The organism is Siphonobacter sp. BAB-5385 (assembly GCF_002261125.1).
In the GTDB taxonomy this organism is placed as follows: Bacteria; Bacteroidota; Bacteroidia; order Cytophagales; family Spirosomataceae; genus Siphonobacter.
The window spans coordinates 1-24,280 of the sequence record NZ_NMPS01000181.1; the positions used below are offsets into that span (position 1 = coordinate 1).

The following is a 24,280-nucleotide window of genomic DNA, read 5'->3' on the forward strand; positions in this document are numbered from 1 at the left end:
AAAGATAGCGGGACGGGTTGTCCGTAGCATTTGACGCAAAAATTGGTAGGCTGTGCCTACCGGACGGGACGATTCCCCGCATTTCATACGGGGCTATTGACATTGAACCCCTCCGGGGTTAGCGAGTCGGCATGCAAGCCTGGAAGAAATAGGGCAGGTGTGATTGTGTTGAACCCCGGAGGGGTTTCATTTGAATAGCCCTGGGTGCAATTCATGGTTAGCTTCGCGTTGTTGTACCTTTTCAATGTTGGGCGAACGTTAGAAAAATAGGTTGTACTAATATTTTCTTACAAACGATCTGATGGATAGGCTACACCTGCTTTTTTCCCCATACAAACTAAAATTTCCCAATCCCTGCTGACATAGGGCTGTCATGGAGCCCTTCTACTTTTACATCCGAACAATAAACCAGCGTAGACGATGGAACTGATTCCGATGTTTTTAAAAGAAATGGAGCAGGAAGCTCAAACGACCCGTAAGATGTTATCCCGTGTACCCGATGATAAATTGGACTGGGCCCCGCACGAACGAAGCATGAAAATGCGGACTCTGGCAACGCATATTGCCGAACTACCTACCTGGGTGACGATGACATTAACGACGGATGAACTGGACTTTGCTTCCAATCCTTATCAGAAACAGGAGATCCATACGAATGCAGACCTAATGGCGTTTTTCGAAAAAAGTCTGGAGGATGGGAAGACACAGTTAGTATCCGAAAACGAAGGTATTCTCAACGAACCCTGGACGTTACGAGACGGTGAAACCATCTACAGTATCCGGCCCAGACACGAAGTCATCCGGATGGCCTACAACCAGATCGTCCACCATCGGGCTCAGCTAGGGGTGTTCCTACGTCTGCTGAACATACCGATTCCGGGTAGTTACGGGCCCAGTGCGGATGAGATGAATTTCTAACGAAGAAAAAACCAGCCTTTGGGTTGGTTTTCTTCGTTTCAGGGGAAATCTTTGGTGAGTCGCAGTACCCATGCGTACCTAACCTCTTACCTGATGAATCACCTGCCTGTCAGCCAGCCGATCCGCTGGCATTACCTGCGTCGTACCGCTCTTTGGTTCGTTGCCCTTTATACGATTCTGTATACGCTCCCACTTACCGATATGGAGGCGATTATTGAGTTGACGGAATGGGTAGGCCCACAGGTGCTACATCTGGATAATGCAAAAAAATATGGAATACGGGCAGTGGCGATACCTCTTTTTCCTATGCGTACCTGTTTGTACTCAGTTCGTTTTGCTTAGGCATGGCGGTTCTGCTGGCGGCAGTGGTTGGTCCCCGCCGAAACTACACGTTGTTTTACGTACTTACGCAAACCTTTGTTCGCTATTACTTGGCGTACTTTATGCTCTTTTACGGGTTTGCCAAAGTGTTTGAAGGTCAGTTTATTTCGCCACCACTCGTTTCGCTGGAGCAAACCTATGGTAATTCTTCACCCATGGGCATCGTCTGGGTAATGATGGGATTGTCCAAAGCGTATGCCGTTTTTGGAGGATTAGGCGAAGTAATCGGAGGGCTACTGCTCTTTTTCCGGCGAACCAAGACTCTGGGAGCCCTCCTGATTGTGGCCGTAATGACCAATGTGGTCATGCTGAATTTTGCCTACGATATTCCAGTCAAGTTATTTTCGAGTTATCTGCTCTTGTTGGCTTTTTTTGTATTAGCTCCGGATATTCCTGCCTTGGTGCGACTGTTTCTGTTACAACAACCGGCTCAGTTGAAGCAGTCGTCATTGGCTTTATCCGGGAAGGGGCAACGTCTCACGCATACGATCGGTAAAACGCTGGTGATCCTGTTTCTAATCATGAAAACCAGTGGCAGCTTCAAGCCCTTTCCGGATGCTGATATTGCTCTGCGGGGTACCTACAAAGCTGAAACCTTTGTCCTGGGAACGGATACGCTGCCGCCCCTTACTACTGATAGCATCCGCTGGCAGAAGCTACTGATTGAGAATAGTTACGGAATTTTATTACGCATGAATAACAAACAGGAATACTATAACACTAAAATCGATGAGCAGAAGAAAACCATTCGCTTTACGAATCAGTATGATTCAACCCAACGATATACGCTGAACTACGTTTGGGCAAAAGATACGTTTCAACTCAGAGGTGAATGGGAAGGAAAGCCCTTGCAGGCCAGCTTCCGGCGTAGAAAAGTAGAGGACTATACGTTGACAGGTCGCGGTTTTCATTGGATCAGCGAATATCCCTATAACCGGTAGTGGTACAGTTTATTTAGATTTTCTGCGATTCCATAGTTCAATTATATGTCACATCGCAAGCCTCATCTACCCACAAAAATCTGTCCGGTTTGTCAGTTACCGTTTAGCTGGCGGAAGAAATGGGAACGCAATTGGGAAGAGGTAGTGTATTGCAGTGACAAATGCCGAATGAATAAATCAACCATTAAACCCAAGTCTGAAAACATATGAAACCTTTCATCTATGTTTTATTACTAATCAGTTTTATAGCTTGCAAAAATAAAGACGCCGACTCGCTGGTAGGGAAGTGGATGACGAGTGGCCAGAATCCCGAGGCCTGGGGCTTTGTATTGGACAAAGAGGGAATCGCTACAGCTTTGCCCGTTAAGGGCGTTCAGTACAAAACCTGGGAACAGGTAGGCAGTAATCTGGTCCTGCACGGTACAAAATCAGAAGAACCGTATACGAACAGCTTTAAGATTCTTTCCCTGAAAGACAACACCCTGGTGGTAGAAGACGAGAACGGTCGGGAACTTACCTTTACCAAAACGTCAGCGATGAATGCCAGTGACCAGGATGAGGAAGCCTGTTATGCGTATACCATGAATCAGGATACTGTTTTTCTGCACCTGACAGCAACGCGTCCACGGGTGACGGGCGATCTAACGTACCAACTTCACGAAAAGGACGCGAATCGTGGTAGTATTCAGGGAAAAATGAAGGGGGATACGCTTTTGGCCGAATATACCTTTAATTCCGAGGGTCGCTCTTCTGTACGCGAAGTGGTTTTCATCAAAAAAGGGGATACGTTGGTAGAAGGATTTGGCCCAGTCCATGATAAAGAAGGTAAGGTAGTTTTTCAAAATCATAAGGACATTACCTTTACGAATGGCCTTACGCTGAAAAAAGTCAATTGCGTGAAATAAGCTTTTAGTGGGATTTTATCATTTTCCAATTCAATTCGAGACAGTCCAGCAGGGCTGTCTTTTTTTCTATCCGCTCATTCGTTTCTTCTGTTAATTTTATGCGTTCATTAGTCAACGCTCATCCATGTCTAACCGCTTTACTACGCAGTGTACGCTTTTCGTGTCCCTGCTGACCACCTCTATTCTATACGGACAAGTTATTCCCATCGAAACGCAGCAAAATGCACTGGTACTCCAAACGGATGCCAGTAAGCGAGTAGGCATTAGCTATTTCGGTCCTCGGCTGCAGCAAACCGCTGAATATGGCTCAATTATTAAGGAGAGTCGCCAGCAGGACGAAAACGCGGGCATTTTCAACTCGGCGTATACACCCAGTGGTTCCTGGAGTTTGTGCGAGCCCGCTATTCGCATTACGCATGCCGATGGCAATACCTCGCTCGAATTACAGTATCAAAGCCACCAGACGCAAAAACAGGACGATAACGTAAGCCTGACGACGGTAATACTGAAAGATCCGGCGTACGCGGTTGAGGTTACGCTGTATTACAAAACCTACGCAAAGGAAAATGTAGTGGAGCAATGGAGTACGATTCGCAACCAGGAAAAAGGTACCATCACCCTGCACAAATACGCTTCGGCGAACTTGTACTTCGTGGGTAAGCAGTTTCACCTGACGCATTACCACGGGGGCTGGGCTCACGAAATGAATCCCGAAGAAACGCAGTTAAAAGCCGGTATTCTTTCGCTGGATTCCAAACTGGGTACGCGGGCAAACCTGTTTCAGCCGCCTACGTTTATGCTTTCTTTCGATAAACCCGCTTCGGAAGAAGAAGGCAAAGTACTGCTTGGAACGCTGGGCTGGTCGGGTAATTTCAAGATTGACTTTGAAACGGATACGTACAACAACCTTCGTCTGATTGCGGGCATCAATCCCCACGCGTCGGAGTATCCGCTAACGGCGGGGCAGGAGTTTAAAACGCCTTCGTTTATTTATACGTATTCAGATCACGGAAAGGGTGAGGCCAGCCGCAATCTGCACCGCTGGGCTCGCAAGTACCGGATTCTCGACGGAGAAGGCTCCCGGCTGACGCTGCTGAACAACTGGGAAGCGACGTATTTCGATTTCAACGAGCAGAAACTAACGGGCTTATTTGCGGACGGTAAGAAACTTGGTGTCGATTTATTCCTGCTTGACGATGGCTGGTTCGCCAACAAGTATCCCCGAAATGGTGACAATGCGGGTTTAGGTGATTGGAAAGAAAACGCCAAGAAATTGCCGCATGGAATCGGTTACCTGGTTAAAGAAGCCCAGAAAGCGGGGGTAAAGTTCGGAATTTGGGTAGAGCCGGAAATGGTGAATCCCAAGAGTGAGTTATACGAGAAACACCCGGAGTGGGTGATTAAACAGCCCGCTCGTCCGGAACATTATTTCCGTAATCAGTTAGTACTGGACTTGTCGAATCCGAAAGTACAGGACTTTGTTTTTGGCATCCTGGATGATCTGTTTACGAAAAATCCGGATCTGGCGTTCATCAAGTGGGACTGTAATGCGGTAATCTATAACGCTCATTCAGAGTATCTGAAAAGTACCAAACAGGCCGAGTCGAAGCTGTACGTGGATTACGTACTGGGACTTTACAAAGTACTCGAACGCGTACGGGCCAAGTACCCGAAAGTGCCAATGATGCTCTGCTCGGGGGGCGGTGGCCGCGTGGATTACGAAGCCCTGAAATACTTCACCGAATTCTGGCCAAGTGATAATACCGATCCGCTGGAACGCATCTTCATGCAGTGGGAATACTCGTATTTCTATCCGACGATCGCTCACTGCGACCACGTCACCGACTGGGGCAAACAACCCCTCAAGTACCGTACGGATGTGGCCATGATGGGTAAAATGGGATATGATATCGTAGTAAGCAAGCTCGACGAAAAAGATCTGCAATTCAGCCAGCAGTCCGTAGCAATGTACCGCTCCATCAGCGATGTGGTCTGGCACGGCGACCTGTACCGGATGGTAAATCCTCGCGAAAATGACTTTGCTTCGCTCATGTTCGTGAATGGAGACAAGAGTCGTTCGGTGTGGTTCAACTACATGGTAAGTAGTCGATTTGGAGCGGGTTCTGGGCGGGCAGTACCCTTAAAAGGGCTTGATCCGAAGAAGAAGTACGCCTTGAAAGAGATCAACTTATACCCCGGCACGCAATCAAAAATTACGAAAGAGGCGGTTTATACGGGCGATTTCCTAATGACAGCAGGCTTTAATCCTGCCGTGAACCTGAATCGGACCAGCGTGATTATTGAGCTGACGGAGGTGAAATAAGTCTTGGAATGACAGATAAAAGAGGCTAGCTCCGAAGAGGTAGCCTCTTTTTTATGAGGGTATGTTCCCCCGCATTTCATACGGGGTTAATCACATGGAACCCCTCCGGGGTTTGGCTTTTGTGGTAAAATAAGTAACGGGTGCAGGTTTTGTACCCATCTTCGGGCAGTTTCCAACTGCCGTGTTCTGCTTATCAGTTAAAAGTTGAAGGCAGGTAAGAACCTGCCGGATTGTAGGTGCAGGTTTCTAAACCTGTACCAGTGAGTGAGATTGTTTTCGAATTAATATCTGATAATCATAATATTAAAGCTATAATTTGGATTCCCTGTAAATATTTTTCTGATCCCGTAAACTATTTCACAACTATTTTAATTTACATGTATATACATATATGTTTGTACGGATATTGCAAAAGCCGTGGAAACTATACTTGAATCGAATTGTCTTTAACAAAATATTTTTATGAGTCTCATCAATGATTTAGAGTGGCGTTACGCTACCAAAAAAATGAACGGCGTACCCGTTCCTCAGGAAAAGGTTGACATTATTCTGGAAGCGGCCCGTCTGGCTCCGACGTCTTCGGGTTTGCAGCCCTTTGAAATACTGGTCATCACGAACCAGGCATTGAAAGAACAAATCCTTCCGATTGCCAATAACCAAAGCCAGATTGTGGATGCTTCACACGTACTGGTTTTTGCGGCCTGGGATGACCTGGATGCTCAACGCATCAATGACATGTTTCTGCATACAACTCGCGAACGCGGTTTACCCGACGATCGGATGGACAGCTACAAAAACATGTTATTAGCCATGTACGGAGCCAAAACTGCCGAAGAGAACTTCCAGGCTACTGCCCGTCAGGCGTATATCGCTTTTGGTATTGCCATCGCTGCCGCCGCTGAGCAACGCGTAGATGCGACACCGATGGAAGGCTTCAACGCCGCTGCGTTGGATGAGTTACTGAATCTGAAAGAAAAAGGCTTACGCAGTGTAACCTTACTGCCCCTGGGCTACCGCGACGAATCAGGCGACTGGCTGGCTCCAATGAAGAAAGTACGGAAGCCAAAAGATCAGTTTATTACGGAACTGAATTAGTCTATGGCTGATAGTTGTTAGTTTCTAATACACAATTACGAAAGTCAATGAACAACTAGCAACGAATAACCAACAACCAATAAAAAAGAGAGGCGTTTCCAGATTCTGGAAACGCCTCTCTTTTTTTAACTAAAGAAGTCCTTCATTTTTTCGAAGAACGATTTATCATTTTTCGTTGGACGGGGCTGGAAGTTCGGCGAGGTCCGCAGTCGTTCCAGTATGCCTCGTTCTTCCGCGGAGAGTACGCGGGGCGTCCAGACGTTTACGTAAATCAACTGGTCACCCCGGCCGTAGCTGTTCAGCTGGGGAATACCCTTGCCCTTCATCCGTAAGATCTTACCGCTTTGCGTACCGGGTTCCAGCGTAATTTTGGCCCGGCCTTCAATCGTTGGTACTTCCAGAGAGGTACCCAGTGCCGCGTCTACAAAGTTGACGTATAACTCATGCACAACGTTGTTTCCATCACGTTTCAGGTCGGCATTTTCTTCTTCCTCTACTACAATGAGCAGATCGCCGGGAATACCACCCCGGGGCGGCACGTTACCCTTGCCGCCCATCGACAGTTGCATGCCTTCCGCTACGCCTGCCGGAATCTTGATCGAGATTACCTCTTCGGCTAGCGTACGGCCTTCGCCCATACACACGTCGCACTTGGAATCTACAATCTTTCCTTCTCCGTTACAGGTCGAACAGGTACTGGCCGTCACCATCTGGCCCAGCATGGTTTGCTGGACGCGGCGAACCTGACCCTGACCGTTACAGGTCGGACAGGTACGCAACGATGTACCGTTTTTCGAACCGTTACCACCGCAGGCATTACAGCTGACGTGGCGTTTTACTTTGATTTTTTTCTCAACGCCGTTGGCTACTTCCTGTAAATCAAGTTTGAGCTTGATACGTAAGTCAGAGCCTTTCCGAACGCGTTGTTGCTGACGGCCACCGCCCCCAAAGCCACCACCGAAGAAGCTGCCAAAGGGACTGCCTTCACCAAAAATATCGCCGAATTGAGAGAAAATATCCTCGGCATTTTGCGGACCCGAGTACCCGCCACCCATACCCGCGTGACCGAACTGGTCGTACCGGGCTTTTTTGTTGGGATCAGAAAGTACTTCGTAGGCTTCTGCCGCCTCTTTGAATTTATCTTCCGCTTCCGGATTGTCGGGATTTTTATCGGGGTGATACTTAATCGCCAGTTTCCGGTATGCTTTCTTAATCTCCTCTTCGGTCGAAGACTTGGAGACGCCTAATATTTCGTAATAGTCACGCTTTTGTGCCATCTTTTTTCAATCAAGAAATGAGCGAATGAGGAAGAGAATGAAGTGGGGAAGAATCGATCATTCGCTCATTCGAACTATGATTATACCCCGACCACAACCTTCGCAAAGCGAATCACTTTGTCGCCCAGGTAATATCCTTTTTCTACCTCATCAATTACTTTTCCTTTCAGGTCTTCCGAAGGAGCGGGGAACTGGGTGATGCTTTCGTGCAGATCGGGATCGAAGGCCTGACCTTTCGATTCCATCGGCTTCAATCCTTTACCGGCTACGGCTTTGGTCAGTTTATTGAAGATCAGCTCAATGCCTTGGGTATCCACTTTACCATCTTCACCGTAGGTGGCCTGGGCCCGCTCAATATCGTCCAGTACGGGTAAAATGGCTTTGATTACATTCTCGGAAGCCGTTTTTACCAGTTCGTCTTTTTCCCGCAGCGTACGCTTACGGAAATTGTCGAATTCAGCGACCAGGCGAATGTATTTATCTTTTAGCTCTGCATTCTCAGACTGTAGTTTCTGCTCTGCAGACGGCTGATCCGTCGTTTCAGCTGCTGATTCATTGGTCTCAGCAACGTTGTCAGCCTGGGGAGTTTGTTCGTTCTCTTCGGGTTGCGTAAATTCCGGATTCGTCATGTCTTATGTACTTTTTTACCAGTAAAGTTTCGCAAAATTAGCTTGCCAATGCGGTTTTCGCTGACAGAATGACATTTTACTTTAGAAAGTCAGAAAAGTAAACCGACAAAACGGAAAACTTACGTCGTAAGACGTTCTGTAGATCAGTAGGCTAGAAGCGGTAAACTGAAAAGACACATCGCTGGAATGAATTAAGCCCATCAGCAGTTTACAGGGAAGAACGTACTTTTGCAGGAGCAAGTAAAGGCTTCATCACTTTCTATGACCGTTTCCGACATCATCCAGCAACAAAATGCGTTGCGTATCAAAGAAATCGCCCGGGATCTGGGCTTCGATTTCTGCGGGATCTCGCGGGCGGATTTTCTGGAAGAGGAAGCCCCCCGCCTGGAAAAATGGCTGCGGCTGGGCCGTCACGGGAAAATGCAGTACATGGAAAACCACTTCGACAAACGGCTGGATCCCCGCCTGCTGGTCGAGGGAGCTAAATCGGTCGTATCGCTGCTGTACAATTATTATCCCGAAGAAACCTTACCCGAAGGCGACGAAGATCTGAAGATCGCCAAGTACGCGTACGGCGTCGATTACCACTTTGTCATCAAAGATAAACTCAAGGATTTTTTAAGCCGGATTCAGGAAGAAATCGGGGCAGTAGACGGACGTTGCTTTGTCGATTCGGCTCCTGTCATGGAAAAAGCCTGGGCCAAACAGGCGGGTTTGGGCTGGATCGGTAAAAATAGTAACCTGATTACCCGCAAGAGCGGTAGTTTCTTTTTTATCGCCGAACTCATCATTGATCTCGACTTGCAACCCGACGGCCCCATGGCGGATTACTGCGGAACCTGTACCCGTTGCATCGATGCCTGTCCTACGGATGCTATCTCCGAACCCTATGGCGTAGACGGTAGCCGTTGCATCAGTTACCTGACGATTGAATTAAAGGAATCCATTCCTGAATCATTTAAAGGACACACAAAAAACTGGGTGTTCGGCTGTGACATTTGTCAGGACGTTTGCCCCTGGAATCGTTTTTCCCAACCCCACCGGGAATCCGCTTTTCACTTACCCGACGAACTCAAAACTTTCCAAGCCCGTGATTGGCAGGAACTTACCGAAGAGACCTTCCGCCGCGTATTTAAAAAATCACCTCTGAAGCGTGCTAAATACGAAGGGCTTCAGCGAAATGTACTATTTGTGACAGAGTGAAAAATATTGAACTGTAGAAAACTTTCTGCACATTTTCCTACGTAGATATGCAGGAACGCTATTTTTCACTTACGGTTCACATTTTTTACTCTCACTTCAATCATGAAAAAGTACATTTTTGCTGCTTTCCTGGCAATGGCTATGATCCAGGGAGTTCAGGCACAGGATAATTTGTCCTGGGGCCTTATGGGTGGTGTCTCAATCGCCAAGTTTGGCGGCGGTGGAGCAGGTAACGCCAATTTTAAAACCGGCGGGACGGGCGGCCTATTCATCAACTACAGCATCAACGAACGCTTTGGTGTAGGCGGACAGGCTCTGTATACGCAACTGGGCAGCAAGTTTGGTGGTCTGCCTACGGAAGTACGCTTGAATTACCTGCAAATTCCGATTCTGGCTACCTTCTACCTGAACGATCGGGGAGCAGCCTTCCGTCCTAAAATTTTCGCAGGTCCTTACGTTGGATTTCTTCTGGGAGCCCGTAATGAAAATGGAGACAACATCAATGCAAACAAGGATCGTTATACGGCGGCTGATGCCGGTCTGCACCTGGGAGCAGGCTTTAATTACCGTCTGAGCGACCGCGTATGGCTTAACTTCGACGCTCGCTACGGCCTGGGTTTGGTAAATGTAGCCAAGCCCGTATATGGCAGCGGCGACATCAACAACCGGAACATTGGTATCAACCTGGGGGTAAGTTTTCCCCTGGGCCGCTACCAGCCCAGTACGGGTCGGTTTACGTCCTCCCGTCGATAAGCCTGACAAACATATAGGCAAAAGAGACGCTCTGCACAAGAGCGTCTCTTTTCGTTTGTAAAGGGGCTGGTCCGCTTTTATTGAAGGTCCAGCATAGGTATCTAAACCTCTGCAAACTATGTTTATTGTCGATCAGCCTACACTGGCCGTATTTTTCTGTTTGATTACAATGCTTTGTTGGGGTTCCTGGAGTAACGGGCAAAAGATTGTCACGCAATCGGCCCCCTTACAGGTATTCTACCGGGATTATGTATACGGAATTGTACTTCTATCGCTGATTCTGGCTTTTACCCTGGGGAGTTTCGGTGAAGAAGGTCGGCCCTTTCTGGAAGACATTCAGCAGGCAACGCTTCAAAATCTGGCTCTGGCTTTGGCGGGTGGAATTCTGTTTAATATTGGCAATACGCTGTTAACGGTCGGAATCAATCTCTCCGGAATCGCCATTGCCATGCCCGTCGGTACGGGGCTTTCGATGGCTCTGGGTATTATCGTCAACTACATTGCCAAACCTGATGGGGATTTGACCTTATTGGCCATCGGCGGCGGCCTGGTACTGGTTTCCATCGGCATGTGTGCCCTGGCGTATCTGGCCCGGGAAGAAGATAGCGAGGAAAAATCCGACAATAAAGGAATTTGGGTAGCTCTGGCGGGTGGACTGGTTTCGGGTTTTTTCTTTCTGGTGATTACCAGTCGATCATCGAAGAACTATCCTTTCCGCAGAAAGATAAACTGACGCCGTACACGGGTCTCGTACTCTTTGCGTTCGGCATTTTGCTGAGTAATCCGGTATTGGAACGCATCCTCGAACGACTCAAACTCACGGGCGATGATAACGAGACGCCTTACAAAGAGGTACCTCGTCGGGGGCACCTGCTGGGGCTGGCGAGTGGCCTGTTGTGGTGCGTAGGGATGATTACCCTTTTACTAGGTTCGCAGGAAGCGGGTGATGCCATTTCGTACGGCCTTAGCCAGGGAGCAACCGTAGTTTCCGTACTGTGGGGTTTATTCGCCTGGAAAGAATTTAAGGATGCTCCCGCCAAAGCGAATCGATACCTCTGGCTGATGGGAGCATCTTATGTCGTGGGACTAGCCCTCATTATTATGGCTCGCAGCTCATAGCTTGAGGGTTTGTAAGCGAGCGTACATTTCCAGCATGGCCGCCTGGTCAATCAACGTTTTCCAGGGCTTTTTACCGATCAGATCGTTTGCGTCTTTTTCTTCTTTCCAGATTCGTTCCGCATCCTGTTTGAAGAGTTTCAGGTATTGAGGGTCCGCATCAACCTGATACAATTCAATATACCCCCGTAGCAAGACTACATTAAACCAGTAGTGATCCGGAAATTTCTGTTTCCGGAAAAAATGCTGGCGAGCGGCCTTGGCTACCCGTTGAGCTTCCTGCAGGTATTTCTTCTCTTTGGTAAGTTCATACAGCAGTACACTCGACTGGAGCATAGTACCCGTATTGTAGGTGTATATCGCGGAATCGATCTTCATACTGGGCAATTTTACCGCGTCGTAGTATACACCCGAAGGAGCCTGTAAATGCGTATTCGTCCAGCGGTACAGATCCAGAGCTGTATCGAGGTACTTCCGATCTTTTTTGATTTTGTAGAGTTGCAGGGCAATCAGGACGCCCGGTCCGTTGGAGCAGGTGTTTTTGGTCGTTTTATCGTCTTCTTTCCAGTAGATACCGCCGCCACCGGCCTGATCGTAGCCCGTCATCATAAAGCGATAAATCAACTCGGCCGTATCGAGATAGGATTTCTGTTTGGTTCGCTGATACGCATCCAGACAGGCAATGGCAATCCATTGATTATCATCGAAAAACCGCGTATCGATCTTCTCCTTGGTCACGTAAGCCTGGTACCCCGGTGCGGGCGGATTTTCGTTGTAATACTGCTGGATCGTTTTCAGGACTGGACCGAGGTAGGACTGTTTCGGCTCCAGTACTTCCATTTCATTGGCGGCCTGAACCAGAGCACATAAGGGCCACAGGTACGAATGCGGCTTTTCATTATGAGCCGCGTCGTTGGTCTCCTTGTATAAACCCGAAGCTGGGTCGTAGAAGACGGTTTGAATGTTTTCCTGAATGCGGTGCAGACGTTCGGTCTGGGCCTGGAGAGCACCAGCCAGCGATAGCAGGCCGGCCAGCGTGAAGACTATTTTTTTCATACCTAGGTTTAAAGGGTTTCCTTCTGTATGAGATAGTGACGACAGGAACCGAATAACTCTGCTTCGGTGAAGAAAACTTAGAAGCTTGCCAGTTTCTCGCTTTCCAGATTCAGAAATTCCTGGAAACGTTCCTGGATGTTTTGATAAATTCCTACCCAGCGTTTGCCTTCTTCGGTCAGCACCGCCCCGCCGCCGCGTTCGCCGCCCGCTTGCGTACTCACCAGTGGATTAGGAGCCTGCTTGTTGACAGACTGAATCAGATCCCAGGCTCGTTTGTACGACATCCCCAGGGCTTTGGCTGAGGCCGAAATGGAGCCCGTTCGTTCGATTTGTTCCAGTAAATGCAACTTGCCAATGCCGATAAAACGGTCTTCGCCTTCAATCCAGATGCGGCCGTTTAGTTTGAATGCCATGGTGAATAAAGAGTCTAAGTGTTGGTGATGCCAGAACGAAAGTACTGCTTGACGAAGCTACGGTTTTGTAAAAATGAAACTTCCCGAACGTTTGTGAGCATCCGGGAAGTTTTTAAAATTCAAAGCCAGGCCGATTCTACACGGGTACGGCCGGCGTGGCCAGTTTTCGTTGCACCATCTGATTGACGAAGTACATCATCACAATGGCCAGCATGGAACCGGCAATGACCACGTAGCTCAGTCGGTCGTAATGCTCGATGTAGCCCGAGGGCGTTTCCGAGACAATGAATCCGGCGGCAGCGGCGGCCAATCCACCAGCCATTTGCTGAACTGATGCGTTGATACTCATAAATGCTCCGCGGTCCTGCGGTTTGGGAATGGCCGTCATCAGAGCTGAGGAAGAAATGATACGGGACGTGATGCCCATGAAAAGAAAGACGTTGATAACAATGACAATCCAGATCGGGGTAGGGCCCAGGTTTCCGTAAATCCCCGTCATGATCATTGACAGAATCGATCCCATTACAAACAGACGATACTTGCCAATTACATCGCTGTACTTCCCAAGAAGCGGCCCGGCAATCATTGAGCTGATCCCCGTTACGATGTAGACCATCGGAAGTTTATCAAACGGAATTTTCAGGTTATGTACACTGAACGCACTGCCAAAGGGCATTAGCATGTAGCCACCCATCGCCAGCAAGGTCGTCGTAGCAAAAGCCAGCAGGTAGTTGGACTGCGAAAGCGTTTGGCCCAGGTGCTTGAAGGCATTGTGCTCCGTATTGAGTCCCAGGTGTTTGTCGATGGGTTTGAGGTACACCAGAATCAGAATACCAATGACGATACAGAAAAGTACAATCATCGTAAAGGGCGAATGCCAGCCAAATTCATTGGCTAGGTACAGGCCAATGGGGATGCCCAGTACCTGACTGGTGGCAAAGGCCATCTGTACAAAACCCATCACGCGACCCCGTACCTCAAGGGCAAACAAATCGGTAATGATAGCCGAGCAAATCGAACCGATCACGCCGCCGAACAAACCCGTAAAAATGCGGGCAAAGAGCAGAAAGTGATAATCTGTCGCGATGCTGCACAAAAAGGTACCAAGCGTAAAACCCGTATAGAAAAACAGAAGCAGTTTTTTTCGGTCAAAATTGTCGGCGAAGCCCGCCGCCAGTAATCCCGAAGCTCCGGCACTGAACGCGTATGCCGATACCACCCAGCCAAACTGTACGGGGGTGATGTGTAAGGTCGGCATCAGGATGGCTCCGAGCGGCGAAAGAACCATGAAATCCAGAATAATGGTAAACTGTAAAATGGCCAGTACGGCGATGACGAAGCTTCGTAGCGGGTAAAACGTGCGGAAGATGCCATGAATTGAGTTAGGAAGAGAAAAAGGATAATGGTTTGCAGGAGTAGTTCTACGCGAACGACACCCGCATAACCCTACGGTTTAAGTGCTTTTAAAACTAATTCCAGAGCCTGTAGAAGAACCGGCTCCGTGAGCTGAAACGCCGGGCGGTTAGGGAAGCTACGACCCTGAACATGAAATTTTACCAGTTGATACAAGGGTGAAAAAGCTACTGACCAGTAGACTTCGAATGGGAGACTCACCAGTTCATTGCGGGCAATATTGTTTCGTACAAACAGGCCCAGCGTTTGATGGAATTCCGATCCTACTAATTCGCTGGCCCGCTGGTGGTAGGGCGAATGACGAATTTGTTCCATAAACAGCGAGGCTATCGGGTTTTCCAGACAAAAGCGGGCCCGGTTCAGCCATTGAATCTGCAATCCTTCCGCAAAGGACATGTCGGGATCGAAGTTCTTCAGCGTAGCGATCATCATGCGGCGGTTTTCTTCCACGCTCAGCTGGACAATCAGATCATCCCGATCCTGAAAGTAAATGTACAGCGTGGCTGGGGAGACATTAGCCGCTTTGGCCAGCCGTTGCATACTTAAGCCATCCAGACCGCTTTCTACAATCATGGTAATGGCCTTTTCCCGAATGGCCTGTTCTTTGGTTTCGTCTTTATACCTCATTTCATTCGCAAATAAATGAACGTTTGTTTATTTATGCAAGCGTAGACTAATCGTTTTGTCTAAACTAGGGTCGGATGAGGTGGGCTTGCCGCACTAGTGGGCGGAATTTCTATACCTGATAACGACTCAGCGGATACGTATTTTCAAACGATTGGAGCTTCATGGAAACATTGTATTTTAAATGATATGCTGTTTTTAAGTGAGTTATGTAAATGAAGTTTCCATTTCTGGCTAAACGTTTGAAGAATTTTGGCTCACTTGAGGTATGGCTTTTTCAACCAAGAGGGCACAACCCAACGTAAAAAATTAAAAACATGGAACAGAAGCTGCAAGGTAAGAAAGTAGCGATCCTGGTAACGGATGGCTTCGAGCAAGTAGAATTAACGGAACCCCAACAAGCACTGATTGATGCCGGGGCTGAAACGAAAATCATTTCTCCGAAAGACAAAGAAGTGAAAGGATGGGATCATACCGATTGGGGCGATACGTTTAACGTAGATGTACCGCTGTCGGAAGCTAACCCCGAAGATTACGATGCCCTGTTATTACCCGGTGGGGTCATGAATCCGGACTCACTGCGGATGGAAACGGATGCGGTAGCATTTGTCGAACACTTCTTTGAAAGTGGTAAACCCGTAGCTGCTATTTGTCACGCTCCGATTATGCTGATTGAAGCAGACGTAGTAGAAGGCCGGAAGCTGACTTCCTATCCCTCCTTGAAAACGGACCTGATCAACGCTGGTGCCGAATGGGTAGACGAAGAAGTAGTGACGGACAATGGTCTGGTAACCAGCCGTAAACCCGATGACATTCCTGCATTCAATGCAAAAATGATTGAAGAAATCGCGGAAGGTCAACATACACCAGCGTAAATAGACGGTAAGGGATCATATCTCTAAAAATTAAAACATTTACGTTCATTGTGTTTTACACAAAACGTAGATGGAATAGTATTTTTGACATGAATCATAGTAGTAAGAGGTGTGTAACGATCAAATTCGTTCGGATCTCATTAACCTGAAAAAACTATGGAAAATCAACAAAATCAATCTGGTCAGCAACAAGGTTCTGACGAGAATCAAATGAATCGTAACCAAAATCAGGGCAATCAGCAAGCCCAGCAGGCGGGTCAAAACCAGTCACAGCAGGGAGCTGAACCCAATCGGGGCAGTGGCAATCAAAGTGGCCGTGGTGCCGGTAATGGTGGCGTTGGCACGGGTGAGTACGAAGGTGAAGACCAAAATAACGAAACCCCGCAACGCGATTCCTACACGCAGTCAGAACGCACAAGCCGGTTATAGGGCTTAGGCAATAGACAATAAAAAAGGCCTCAGATTCACAAATCTGAGGCCTTTTTTCATTATGCTGATTTCGGGCGAAAGGCTTTCATTACCGTTTCATTCGTTTGCAGAAACGGGCCACCTATCAAATCAATGCAATACGGAATGGCGGGAAATACCGCATCCAGACATTGCCGAATGGCCGAGGGCTTGCCGGGCAAATTAACGATCAGACACGCCCCACGAATACCCGCCGTTTGCCGGGAAAGGATAGCCGTCGGCACGTATTCCAGACTCACTTTCCGCATCAGTTCCCCAAAACCGGGCATCATTTTCTGACAAACGGCTTCGGTAGCTTCCGGCGTTACGTCGCGGGGAGCGGGACCCGTACCCCCCGAGGTAACCACCAGGCAGCAGCCTTCCTGATCCGCCAGTTCGATGAGCGTCTGGGAAATAAGCTCCTGTTCATCGGGAATGACTCGGTATACGGGTTCCCATTCATTGACCAGATACTCCGTCAGCGTCGAGAGAATAGCTTTCCCCGGAATGTCTTCGTAAATACCCGCACTGGCCCGGTCCGAAACATTAATGATTCCTATTTTAATCGGCTTCATACCTTCAGTACGTTAGGAGATGGTACCACCGTTCCATACGGGTTGGCCCGGACGGATAAACTGTAATTTACCATCCCGGTCTTCTGCCATCAGAATCATCCCCTGCGATTCAATGCCCATCATCTTACGCGGAGCCAGGTTCGCCAGCAGCGACACCTGCTGACCAACGATGGCCTCGGGTGAAAAATGTTCGGCAATGCCACTCACAACCGTTCGTGTATCCAGTCCCGTATCCAGCGTGAGTTTCAGTAATTTTTTGGATTTGGGGACGGCTTCAGCGGCTGTAATCGTAGCCACGCGAATATCGAGTTTGGCGAAGTCGTCGTAAGTAACCGGTTCTTTCGCGGGAGCGGGCGTTTTTGAGGCCAGTTCGTTCATTTTCTTCGTATTCAATAATTTCTGAACCTGAGCTTCAATCACAGCATCTTCGATTTTTTCGAACAGAAGACCCGTATTTTCAATGACATGTCCCTCAGCCAGCAAGTTTAGCTGACCCGCTTTGGACCAATCCGCCTCGGTGAAATGTAGCGTAGTCCGCAGTTTTTCCGCCGTGAAGGGCAGGAAGGGTTCCGCCAGAATCGCCAGGGTAGCCGTCAATTGCAGGCTCAGGTTTAAAATCGTAGCGGCCCGTTGAGGGTTTTCTTTCAGTACTTTCCAGGGCTCAGTTGCCGCTAAATACTGATTGCCCAATCGGGCTACTTCCATAAACAGACTCAGACCTTCGCGGAGGCGGAAGTTTTCCAGCGAATCGGCGATGCGGGCGGGGTACTGAGCCAGATCGTCCAGCATTTTCTGATCCACTTCGGTCAGCTCGCCCCGAGCGGGTACGGCCGGTCCGAAGTTCTTTTCTGTGAGTACCAGGGCACGGTTCACAAAGTTACCCAGGATTCCTACCAGCTCGGAGTTGTTCCGGGTCTGGTAATCTTTCCAGGTAAACTCTGAATCTTTCGTTTCGGGAGCATTGGCAATCAGTACATAGCGAAGTACATCCTGCTTGCCGGGCATATCTTCCAGGTACTCGTGCAGCCAGACGGCCCAATTCCGGGAGGTCGAGATTTTATCACCTTCCAGGTTCATGAACTCATTGGCCGGTACATTATCCGCACCAGGAATAAACCGTCCATCGGCCATCAGCATCGCTGGGAAAATCAGGCAATGGAAGACAATGTTATCTTTTCCAATGAAATGAACCAGTCGCGTATCGTCGGCTTTCCACCATTTTTCCCAATCATCCCCTTTCAGTTCTTTCGTAAAGGTGATGTAACCAATGGGAGCATCAAACCAGACGTACATCACTTTGCCTTCGGCATCGGGTAAGGGTACCTTGATGCCCCAGTCCAGATCCCGCGTCATCGCTCGGGGCTTCAGACCTTCGTTGAGCCAGGAGCGTACCTGTCCAGCTACGTTGGTTTTCCATTCGGGGTGACTGGCCACGTAGGCTTCCAATTCGGGCTGCATGGCGTCGAGGGGAAGGTTCCAGTTCTTGGTCGCTTTCAGAATCGGCGTTTCACCCGACAGCATCGAGCGGGGATTGATCAGTTCCCGAGGACTCAGCGTACTGCCACAACGTTCGCACTGGTCACCGTAGGCGTTTTCGTTGCCGCATACGGGGCAGGTTCCTACGATGTAGCGATCGGCCAGAAACTGACCCGCTTTTTCATCGTAGTACTGCTCGGTAACTTCCTCCACAAATTTGCCCTGGTTGTACAGTTGTAGGAAAATATCCTGCGACATTTCGTGGTGTACCGGCTTGGAGGTACGGGAATAAATGTCAAAGTTGATCCCGAAATCCGCGAACGATTTACTGATCTGGGTGTAATACTTATCAACAACTTCCTGAGGCGTAATTCCTTCTTTCTGGGCCCGAATCGTGATGGGGACGCCGTGTTCGTCGGTGCCCGAAATAAAGGCTACCTCCTGGCCTTTGGCTCGCAGGTAGCGTACATATACGTCAGCCGGCACGTAGCATCCCGCCAGGTGCCCGATGTGAATGGGACCATTGGCGTAGATGAGAGCCGCGGTGACGGTGGTTCGATTAAATTTCTTCTCAGACATGAAAAAAGGGTCATTAGAGCCGCAAAAGTAAACATTTTTAAAGGACTCCGTTCAGCGAATAGATACGAGCCACGAAGTTCAGCAATTCCCAAAAATGCGTACTTTTGACTCATCAGTACGGAAGGGCGGTCAAATACCGAACCAATTTCCGCTGACCGGGCTCCGGCTCTTCTTGACAGTAGTATCGTTTCTGCTTAATCGAATGATTCTTCTCACCGGGGCTAATGGCCTGATTGGTAGTTTTATAGCTAAAAAATTTCTTGCGGAAGGGATTTCCGTACGGGCCATTCGCCGGGCTGGTAGTGACCTGTCGTTGGTACAGGACGTGGAATCAGAAATCGAGTGGGTGGAGGGTGATGTACTGGACGTATCTTCGCTCGAAATCGCCCTTCAGGGTTGTACGCAGGTCGTACACGCCGCGGCAATGGTATCCTTTTCGCCGAAAGAAAAAGCAAAATTATATCAGGTTAACGTGGAAGGTACGGCTAACGTCGTTAATGCCTGTCTGCACGCCGGAATTCAGAAACTGGCTTACATCAGTTCGGTGGCTGCCTTGGGCCGACCCGCTCAACAGAGTACGAATCCGGATCGGCCCACGGTCGTAAACGAAAACCAGAAATGGGAAGATTCGCCGCTGAACTCCCATTACGCCATCTCGAAATACCAGGCGGAACTGGAAGTATGGCGGGGAATTTCCGAAGGCCTACCGGCCGTCATCGTCAACCCCAGCGTGGTGATTGGCGAGGGCGACTGGCACCGGAGTAGTACCGCTCTGTTTAAGTACGTATACGATGAAAAGCCATTCTACACGAATGGTACGCTGAATTACGTCGATGTACTGGATGTAGCCGAAGCGATCTACCAGCTACTGCAAAGCGACATTCAGGATGAACGATTCATCGTAAATGGCGGCAAAACATCCTACAAACATTTTTTTGAATTAATTGCTCAGTACATGGGCAAGAATGCCCCCCGCTACGGCGTTACACCCTTGCTGGCCGAGGTAGCGTGGCGGTGGGAAGCCTTCAAAGCCGTGTTCACTCAGAAGCAACCGTTAGTAACCAAAGAGACGGCCCGTACTTCACAATTACACTTTTTCTACCCCAGTACCAAACTGGAACAAAGCCTGAATTTTCAATTTCATTCGCTGGAAGCGAGTGTTCAGCGGATTGCTGAGCAACTGCTGAAAGTACAGCAGGAACCAAAAACTGTTTAACGAAAGCTTTTTACTACGCTAAAAAAAATATTGTTTTGCCATTATTCCAGGCTAACAGATACAACCACTCATGAAGACGCTCTTACCCATTCTCACGCTTGTTGTGGCAAGCTTTACGGCTCAGGCTCAAAGTGAAGATGCCGCGATCAAGGAAACGCTCCAGAATTATATTGATGGCGGAGCCACCGGCGATACGGCCAGCCTGAACCGGGCATTCTACCCCACGGCAAACCTGCGTAGTCTGGCCAATGGCCGCGTCACGAGCACGCCCGTAAAGGAGTTTATTAGTCGTACACCCAAAAGTGGAGCCAACTGGACGGGTCGGATTGTATCCTACAGTTATTTGGGTACGGCGGGTTCGGCCGTACTGGAAATGCAGCTGGAGTCTTTTAAATTTGTTGACTTTTTGTCGCTGATGAAAATCGGAAACGACTGGAAAATCGTAAGTAGAGTTTTCACACGGGCTGAAAAAGATCAACCCATTACTTCAGTGGGAGGAGGAAAAACTGCCGTTGCTCAGAAAAAGACTGTAGCGAAGCCCAAGCCGAAATCGGACGATGGCTGGGAATGAGAAACCGAACCTCCTAATTACTACCGATGAACATTTTTTCGTACCTGAAAGACTATCTCTCCGCCGATCTGGTGGAGGCTATGGCTTCCCATATTAATGAAGATGCCGGAAAAACCCGGCAGGCAGCGGAGGTAACGGCTTTGTCCGTAGTAGCTGCTTTTTTGAAAAGGTCATCGACCGAGAGTGGGGCAAAGGCCATGTACAAAGCCATTGAGCGGGAAAACCTCTATGGCAATCACTTAGGACCCCTGTCTGCTCAATTTCGGGATCGGGATCAGGCTAGTCAGATTATCCAGAAAGGAAGTAATCTGTTCAGCCACTTATTGCCCGATAAACGGAGCATTCTTATCGCTATGATTGCCAGCCATGCCCGCATTCGTAGTTCCTCGGCAACCAGCGTGCTGGGTGCATTGTCGTACCTGACCCTGGATATTCTGGGCAAACAGGTAAAAGATCAAAATCTGGACCCGGTTGGACTGGCTATGATCCTGCGTACGCAGAAAGATTACCTGACCAAAGAGGCCGATCCCGAATTACTGGACAAAGTCGTAACGACGCTTTCCATTGAAGATATGGAACGCATTGGTTACGTAACGCCCACGGAAGAAGCCGAAGCCGAAGTTGTATCGCGTACCCGAAGTCGTCCCCAAACTGATAATCCTTACGCGGATCTGACCGAGAATCCCACCTTTCCCTGGAAGGCGATTGTAGGCGGGGTAGCTTTGCTGGCCGTACTCGGTGGCGGTTACTACGCCTGGCAACACTACGGTGACACGGTACAGTCGGCGGCCCTGCAGGATACGACGGCTACCGAAGAAGTGGCCTTGCCCACGGATTCGACGGCCCGATACCCGGATACAACGCAGGTCGCCACGACACCCAATGCAACGCCCGTCACGACGCCTGCCGGTGAATCATTAGCCGAAAAGCTGACGCAGCATTTGAACAACCCGCTTAGTAAAGCAGGGAAAACGTTTGTTTTTGAAGGCATCTCTTTTGATCCGCTAACGAACGAACTAACGCCCCAACCACGCCGGCGATGGATGGTTTGGTTGCACTAATGAAGAAGTATCCCAGTTTGCAGCTCAAGTTTACGGGCGTAACGCGGCAGGCTGCCAACAAGAAAAACGCATTCAAACAAGCCAATAGTATCAAGGCCTATCTTACCCGGGCGGGTGTTGACATTGTTCGGCTGGACGTCGGAAGTTTTCTGGCAGCGGATGCGGGCAGAGAAGATTTTGTCGTAGTGAAAATCGTACAACAGTAATAACAGATCGGTTAGTAAAGGTCCCGGTGAATCATCATCGGGACCTTTTTTATGCAACGACTGTCTTGTTACTCAGGCAGAACTTGTGAATGCCTTCCTGTTCGGTATAGTGAATCTGCAGACCATACTGATCGCAGATTTCTTTTACGATCGATAAACCCAGACCCACCGATTCCGAAGAAACCCCTTCTTTTTTAAAGCGGGAAAACAAATCCTTAGGGGCATTTTGCAGGGGATGCCCCGTATTGCTCAGGCACAAGGCAGAATCAGTGGCGTACAGCCAGATTTCTCCCTGTGGCACGTTATGGCGTAAGGCATTACTCACCAGATTGGTAATCAGGTTTTCGGCCAGTACGGGGGGCAGGTTAACCCAAAACGGAGCGTCTACATTCGTATGCAGCCGAATGCCCTTGTACTGAAACAGCTCTTCCATGTCCCGCAATCTCTCCAGTAGTTGATCACTGAGATTGATGGGTTGTTCATTGGCAAACTGTCGGTTTTCAATCCTGGCCAGTAATAGCAAGCCCTGATACAGTCGTGACATGCGTAGGGACGCTTCGTAAATGGTTTGAATCCAGCGGGTCTGGTTTTCCGTCAGATGCTCGGATTGAATCAATTCTTCTACTTTGGCCGTAATCAGGGCCAGGGGAGTTTGTAATTCGTGGGAAGCGTTTTCGGTGAATTCCTTCAAATGCAGATAATCGTGCAGAATCTGATCGGACATTTTCTGTAACACTTCATTGAGTTCCCTGAATTCGATGATGTCGGGCTGATCCAGCTGCAAGTGTTGTCCGCGTACTAAATCGAACTGCTTAATGCGGGATAACGTCTCGTAAAAGGGCTGCCAGATGCGTCCCGAGAGCCGATCCTGAAACCAGTACGTTCCCGCGAGTAACAGAGCCAGTACCGTGGCCATTGTGAACGTGATCGCCTCCATAAGCCGGTACGACTGAATCATCGATTTGCGAATGGCCACCCGATGCTCAACGCCTTTAATGGATTCGTAGAACGTCAGTTGCCGAAAGGGGACCAGCTTTTGCGTATACCGATCTTCAATCAGGGTATCCTTAAACGATTCCTTAAAGCCCGAGGGTACAGAGCCTAACTCTACTTCGATTTTGTTTTCGACGAAGTACGAGTTAGCCGTCCAGCCGTAATGCTGGATGTAGAGTTGGAAATCCCGTTTCTCCACCAGCAGCCGGTTTTCTACTTCATCGTAAATGAGCCACTTGATAATTCCGTAGAACGCCAGAGCCGTAGCCAGATACAGGATTACCGAAAAAAGTAGATAGATCCGGTTGGTTTTTTCGAGCAATCTCATGCCGTTCCAAATTTGTAGCCAATGCCGTAAATGGATCGAATATAATCGCCACTTCCTTTTTCGACGAGCTTACGACGTAGGTTTTTAATATGCGAGTACACCATGTCCAGCGAATCCGCGGAGTCGATGTGGTCGCCCCAGAGGTGCTCGGCAATGGAAGCTTTCGTAAGAGCTACGTCGATATTCGCCAGAAAGTAGAGTAACAGATCGTATTCTTTACGGGAAAGCACCGTTTCCTGCTGATTCACGAACACTTTACGAGCCTGAACCTGTACCAGAATTTCACGGTACTGAATTTCGTTGTGGCCGCCAAAATTTCGCCGCCGGATCAGGGATTTTACCCGGGCATTGAGTTCAGAAAGATGGAAGGGTTTGGTCAGATAATCATCTGAACCTACTTCCAGTCCTTTAATTCGATCTTCCAGAGCATTACGGGCCGAAATGATGATGATCCCCGTCGAGGCCGTTCGCTTTTTGAGCGTTTCGATGAGCTGCAGGCCATCGCCGCCGGGTAGCGTCAGGTCTACAATGACGCAGTCGTATTCATACAAATACATTTTTTCATCGGCTTCGGCGTAGGTTGCGGCCATTTCACAGCGGTATCCTTCCCGCGATAAATAAGCCGAAATACTTTCGGCCAGGCCCTGTTCATCTTCCACCACCAACATTTTCATAGCTTTTCTGTAAGGATTGACGGAGCGAAAATAGAAGGTCAATGTTGGAAATATCTGGGAAGATCCGTTAATAAAAAGGTTGAAAGGGATGGGACTGTTTGGGGGGGAGTAGTTAGGAAAACAGCGATGGATTACCCGTAGCGAATGCTACAGATGTAAACGTTGATAGGCTGAGCCTACCGGGCTGGTCGTTCCCCGCATTGCATACGGGGCTATTCAGATTGAACCCCTT

The 24,280-nt window shown here is 48.8% G+C and carries 27 protein-coding genes; 17 read left to right on the forward strand and 10 right to left on the reverse strand.

Translation table 11 applies throughout. The features are described from left to right. Positions 1 to 420: 420 nt before the first annotated feature. The 7 genes from BWI93_RS18040 (at position 421) to BWI93_RS18070 (ending at position 6,563) form a co-directional block, all read left to right on the forward strand. On the forward strand, positions 421 to 918 hold the full coding sequence (locus tag BWI93_RS18040; RefSeq protein ID WP_094813822.1) for a DinB family protein: 498 nt from the start codon (positions 421 to 423) through the stop codon (positions 916 to 918). A gap of 93 nt (positions 919 to 1,011) precedes the next feature. Beyond that, on the forward strand, positions 1,012 to 1,260 hold the full coding sequence (locus BWI93_RS18045; protein ID WP_094813824.1) for a hypothetical protein: 249 nt from the start codon (positions 1,012 to 1,014) through the stop codon (positions 1,258 to 1,260). Positions 1,261 to 1,262: 2 nt separating this feature from the next. Then, positions 1,263 to 2,240, forward strand: coding sequence for a hypothetical protein (locus BWI93_RS18050; RefSeq protein ID WP_094813826.1), 978 nt, complete (start codon positions 1,263 to 1,265; stop codon positions 2,238 to 2,240). A gap of 45 nt (positions 2,241 to 2,285) precedes the next feature. Continuing rightward, on the forward strand, positions 2,286 to 2,450 hold the full coding sequence (locus BWI93_RS18055; protein ID WP_094813828.1) for a DUF2256 domain-containing protein: 165 nt from the start codon (positions 2,286 to 2,288) through the stop codon (positions 2,448 to 2,450). After that, positions 2,447 to 3,145, forward strand: a complete 699-nt coding sequence (locus BWI93_RS18060; protein WP_094813830.1) for a lipocalin family protein — start codon at positions 2,447 to 2,449, stop codon at positions 3,143 to 3,145. The genes BWI93_RS18055 and BWI93_RS18060 overlap by 4 nt, the downstream gene beginning before the upstream one ends. 124 nt (positions 3,146 to 3,269) lie before the next feature. Next, positions 3,270 to 5,468, forward strand: coding sequence for an alpha-galactosidase (locus tag BWI93_RS18065; RefSeq protein WP_094813832.1), 2,199 nt, complete (start codon positions 3,270 to 3,272; stop codon positions 5,466 to 5,468). Positions 5,469 to 5,930: 462 nt separating this feature from the next. After that, on the forward strand, positions 5,931 to 6,563 hold the full coding sequence (locus tag BWI93_RS18070; protein ID WP_094813834.1) for a nitroreductase family protein: 633 nt from the start codon (positions 5,931 to 5,933) through the stop codon (positions 6,561 to 6,563). Between the two features lie 125 nt (positions 6,564 to 6,688). Here BWI93_RS18070 and dnaJ read toward each other — a convergent pair whose 3' ends face one another. Together dnaJ and BWI93_RS18080 are read right to left on the reverse strand one after the other, a co-directional pair. Continuing rightward, positions 6,689 to 7,840, reverse strand: coding sequence for a molecular chaperone DnaJ (gene dnaJ / locus BWI93_RS18075; protein WP_094813836.1), 1,152 nt, complete (start codon positions 7,838 to 7,840; stop codon positions 6,689 to 6,691). Between the two features lie 80 nt (positions 7,841 to 7,920). Then, the gene (locus BWI93_RS18080; protein ID WP_094813838.1) at positions 7,921 to 8,469 is read right to left on the reverse strand and encodes a nucleotide exchange factor GrpE; all 549 of its coding nucleotides are present in this window, start codon (positions 8,467 to 8,469) and stop codon (positions 7,921 to 7,923) included. Between the two features lie 261 nt (positions 8,470 to 8,730). Here BWI93_RS18080 and queG point away from each other — a divergent pair, with 261 nt between their 5' ends. The 4 genes from queG to BWI93_RS28990 all read left to right on the forward strand — a co-directional run bounded on the left by queG (position 8,731) and on the right by BWI93_RS28990 (position 11,544). Beyond that, positions 8,731 to 9,672 carry a tRNA epoxyqueuosine(34) reductase QueG gene (queG, locus tag BWI93_RS18085; RefSeq protein ID WP_094813840.1) on the forward strand — a complete coding sequence of 314 codons (942 nt, stop codon included), beginning with the start codon at positions 8,731 to 8,733 and terminating at the stop codon, positions 9,670 to 9,672. Between the two features lie 102 nt (positions 9,673 to 9,774). Beyond that, a complete protein-coding gene (locus tag BWI93_RS18090) occupies positions 9,775 to 10,425 on the forward strand; it encodes a porin family protein (RefSeq protein ID WP_094813842.1) in 651 nt (216 codons plus the stop codon). Between the two features lie 118 nt (positions 10,426 to 10,543). Then, positions 10,544 to 11,158, forward strand: coding sequence for a hypothetical protein (locus BWI93_RS28985; RefSeq protein ID WP_255157941.1), 615 nt, complete (start codon positions 10,544 to 10,546; stop codon positions 11,156 to 11,158). Positions 11,159 to 11,214: 56 nt separating this feature from the next. Beyond that, positions 11,215 to 11,544: a GRP family sugar transporter gene (locus tag BWI93_RS28990; RefSeq protein ID WP_255157942.1), complete on the forward strand. Its 330-nt coding sequence runs from the start codon at positions 11,215 to 11,217 to the stop codon at positions 11,542 to 11,544. Here the strand turns inward: BWI93_RS28990 and BWI93_RS18100 are convergent. The 4 genes from BWI93_RS18100 to BWI93_RS18115 all read right to left on the reverse strand — a co-directional run bounded on the left by BWI93_RS18100 (position 11,539) and on the right by BWI93_RS18115 (position 15,050). After that, positions 11,539 to 12,597 (reverse strand): glycoside hydrolase family 76 protein, encoded by a 1,059-nt coding sequence (locus tag BWI93_RS18100; protein ID WP_094813844.1) that lies wholly within the window; start codon positions 12,595 to 12,597, stop codon positions 11,539 to 11,541. The genes BWI93_RS28990 and BWI93_RS18100 overlap by 6 nt on opposite strands. A gap of 77 nt (positions 12,598 to 12,674) precedes the next feature. Continuing rightward, positions 12,675 to 13,010 carry a winged helix-turn-helix domain-containing protein gene (locus tag BWI93_RS18105; RefSeq protein WP_094813846.1) on the reverse strand — a complete coding sequence of 112 codons (336 nt, stop codon included), beginning with the start codon at positions 13,008 to 13,010 and terminating at the stop codon, positions 12,675 to 12,677. A gap of 136 nt (positions 13,011 to 13,146) precedes the next feature. Further along, the gene (locus tag BWI93_RS18110; protein WP_369679179.1) at positions 13,147 to 14,388 is read right to left on the reverse strand and encodes an MFS transporter; all 1,242 of its coding nucleotides are present in this window, start codon (positions 14,386 to 14,388) and stop codon (positions 13,147 to 13,149) included. A gap of 68 nt (positions 14,389 to 14,456) precedes the next feature. Beyond that, positions 14,457 to 15,050 (reverse strand): TetR/AcrR family transcriptional regulator, encoded by a 594-nt coding sequence (locus BWI93_RS18115; protein ID WP_094813850.1) that lies wholly within the window; start codon positions 15,048 to 15,050, stop codon positions 14,457 to 14,459. A gap of 314 nt (positions 15,051 to 15,364) precedes the next feature. On the opposite strand from BWI93_RS18115, the gene BWI93_RS18120 reads away from it, so the two are divergent. Together BWI93_RS18120 and BWI93_RS18125 are read left to right on the forward strand one after the other, a co-directional pair. After that, positions 15,365 to 15,922, forward strand: a complete 558-nt coding sequence (locus tag BWI93_RS18120) for a type 1 glutamine amidotransferase domain-containing protein (RefSeq protein WP_094813852.1) — start codon at positions 15,365 to 15,367, stop codon at positions 15,920 to 15,922. A 156-nt stretch (positions 15,923 to 16,078) separates the two neighbouring features. Then, positions 16,079 to 16,351, forward strand: coding sequence for a hypothetical protein (locus BWI93_RS18125; protein ID WP_094813854.1), 273 nt, complete (start codon positions 16,079 to 16,081; stop codon positions 16,349 to 16,351). 59 nt (positions 16,352 to 16,410) lie between these two features. Here the strand turns inward: BWI93_RS18125 and mog are convergent, their stop codons facing one another. Together mog and metG are read right to left on the reverse strand one after the other, a co-directional pair. Further along, complete coding sequence (gene mog, locus BWI93_RS18130; RefSeq protein ID WP_094813856.1) at positions 16,411 to 16,944, reverse strand: molybdopterin adenylyltransferase; 534 nt, start codon at positions 16,942 to 16,944, stop codon at positions 16,411 to 16,413. Positions 16,945 to 16,956: 12 nt separating this feature from the next. Beyond that, a complete protein-coding gene (gene metG / locus BWI93_RS18135; protein ID WP_094813858.1) occupies positions 16,957 to 18,999 on the reverse strand; it encodes a methionine--tRNA ligase in 2,043 nt (680 codons plus the stop codon). Between the two features lie 202 nt (positions 19,000 to 19,201). Here metG and BWI93_RS18140 point away from each other — a divergent pair, with 202 nt between their 5' ends. The 4 genes from BWI93_RS18140 to BWI93_RS18155 all read left to right on the forward strand — a co-directional run bounded on the left by BWI93_RS18140 (position 19,202) and on the right by BWI93_RS18155 (position 22,053). Further along, positions 19,202 to 20,215 carry an NAD-dependent epimerase/dehydratase family protein gene (locus BWI93_RS18140; protein WP_094813870.1) on the forward strand — a complete coding sequence of 338 codons (1,014 nt, stop codon included), beginning with the start codon at positions 19,202 to 19,204 and terminating at the stop codon, positions 20,213 to 20,215. Positions 20,216 to 20,285: 70 nt separating this feature from the next. Next, positions 20,286 to 20,786 (forward strand): nuclear transport factor 2 family protein, encoded by a 501-nt coding sequence (locus tag BWI93_RS18145; RefSeq protein WP_094813860.1) that lies wholly within the window; start codon positions 20,286 to 20,288, stop codon positions 20,784 to 20,786. 26 nt (positions 20,787 to 20,812) lie between these two features. Continuing rightward, positions 20,813 to 21,847: a DUF937 domain-containing protein gene (locus tag BWI93_RS18150; protein WP_094813862.1), complete on the forward strand. Its 1,035-nt coding sequence runs from the start codon at positions 20,813 to 20,815 to the stop codon at positions 21,845 to 21,847. Then, on the forward strand, positions 21,847 to 22,053 hold the full coding sequence (locus BWI93_RS18155; protein WP_094813864.1) for a hypothetical protein: 207 nt from the start codon (positions 21,847 to 21,849) through the stop codon (positions 22,051 to 22,053). The genes BWI93_RS18150 and BWI93_RS18155 overlap by 1 nt, the downstream gene beginning before the upstream one ends. Before the next feature lie 49 nt (positions 22,054 to 22,102). On the opposite strand, the gene BWI93_RS18160 is transcribed toward BWI93_RS18155, so the two are convergent. After that, positions 22,103 to 23,374, reverse strand: a complete 1,272-nt coding sequence (locus BWI93_RS18160) for a HAMP domain-containing sensor histidine kinase (RefSeq protein WP_094813866.1) — start codon at positions 23,372 to 23,374, stop codon at positions 22,103 to 22,105. Next, positions 23,371 to 24,048, reverse strand: a complete 678-nt coding sequence (locus BWI93_RS18165) for a response regulator transcription factor (RefSeq protein ID WP_094813868.1) — start codon at positions 24,046 to 24,048, stop codon at positions 23,371 to 23,373. The genes BWI93_RS18160 and BWI93_RS18165 overlap by 4 nt, the downstream gene beginning before the upstream one ends. Positions 24,049 to 24,280 lie beyond the last annotated feature (232 nt).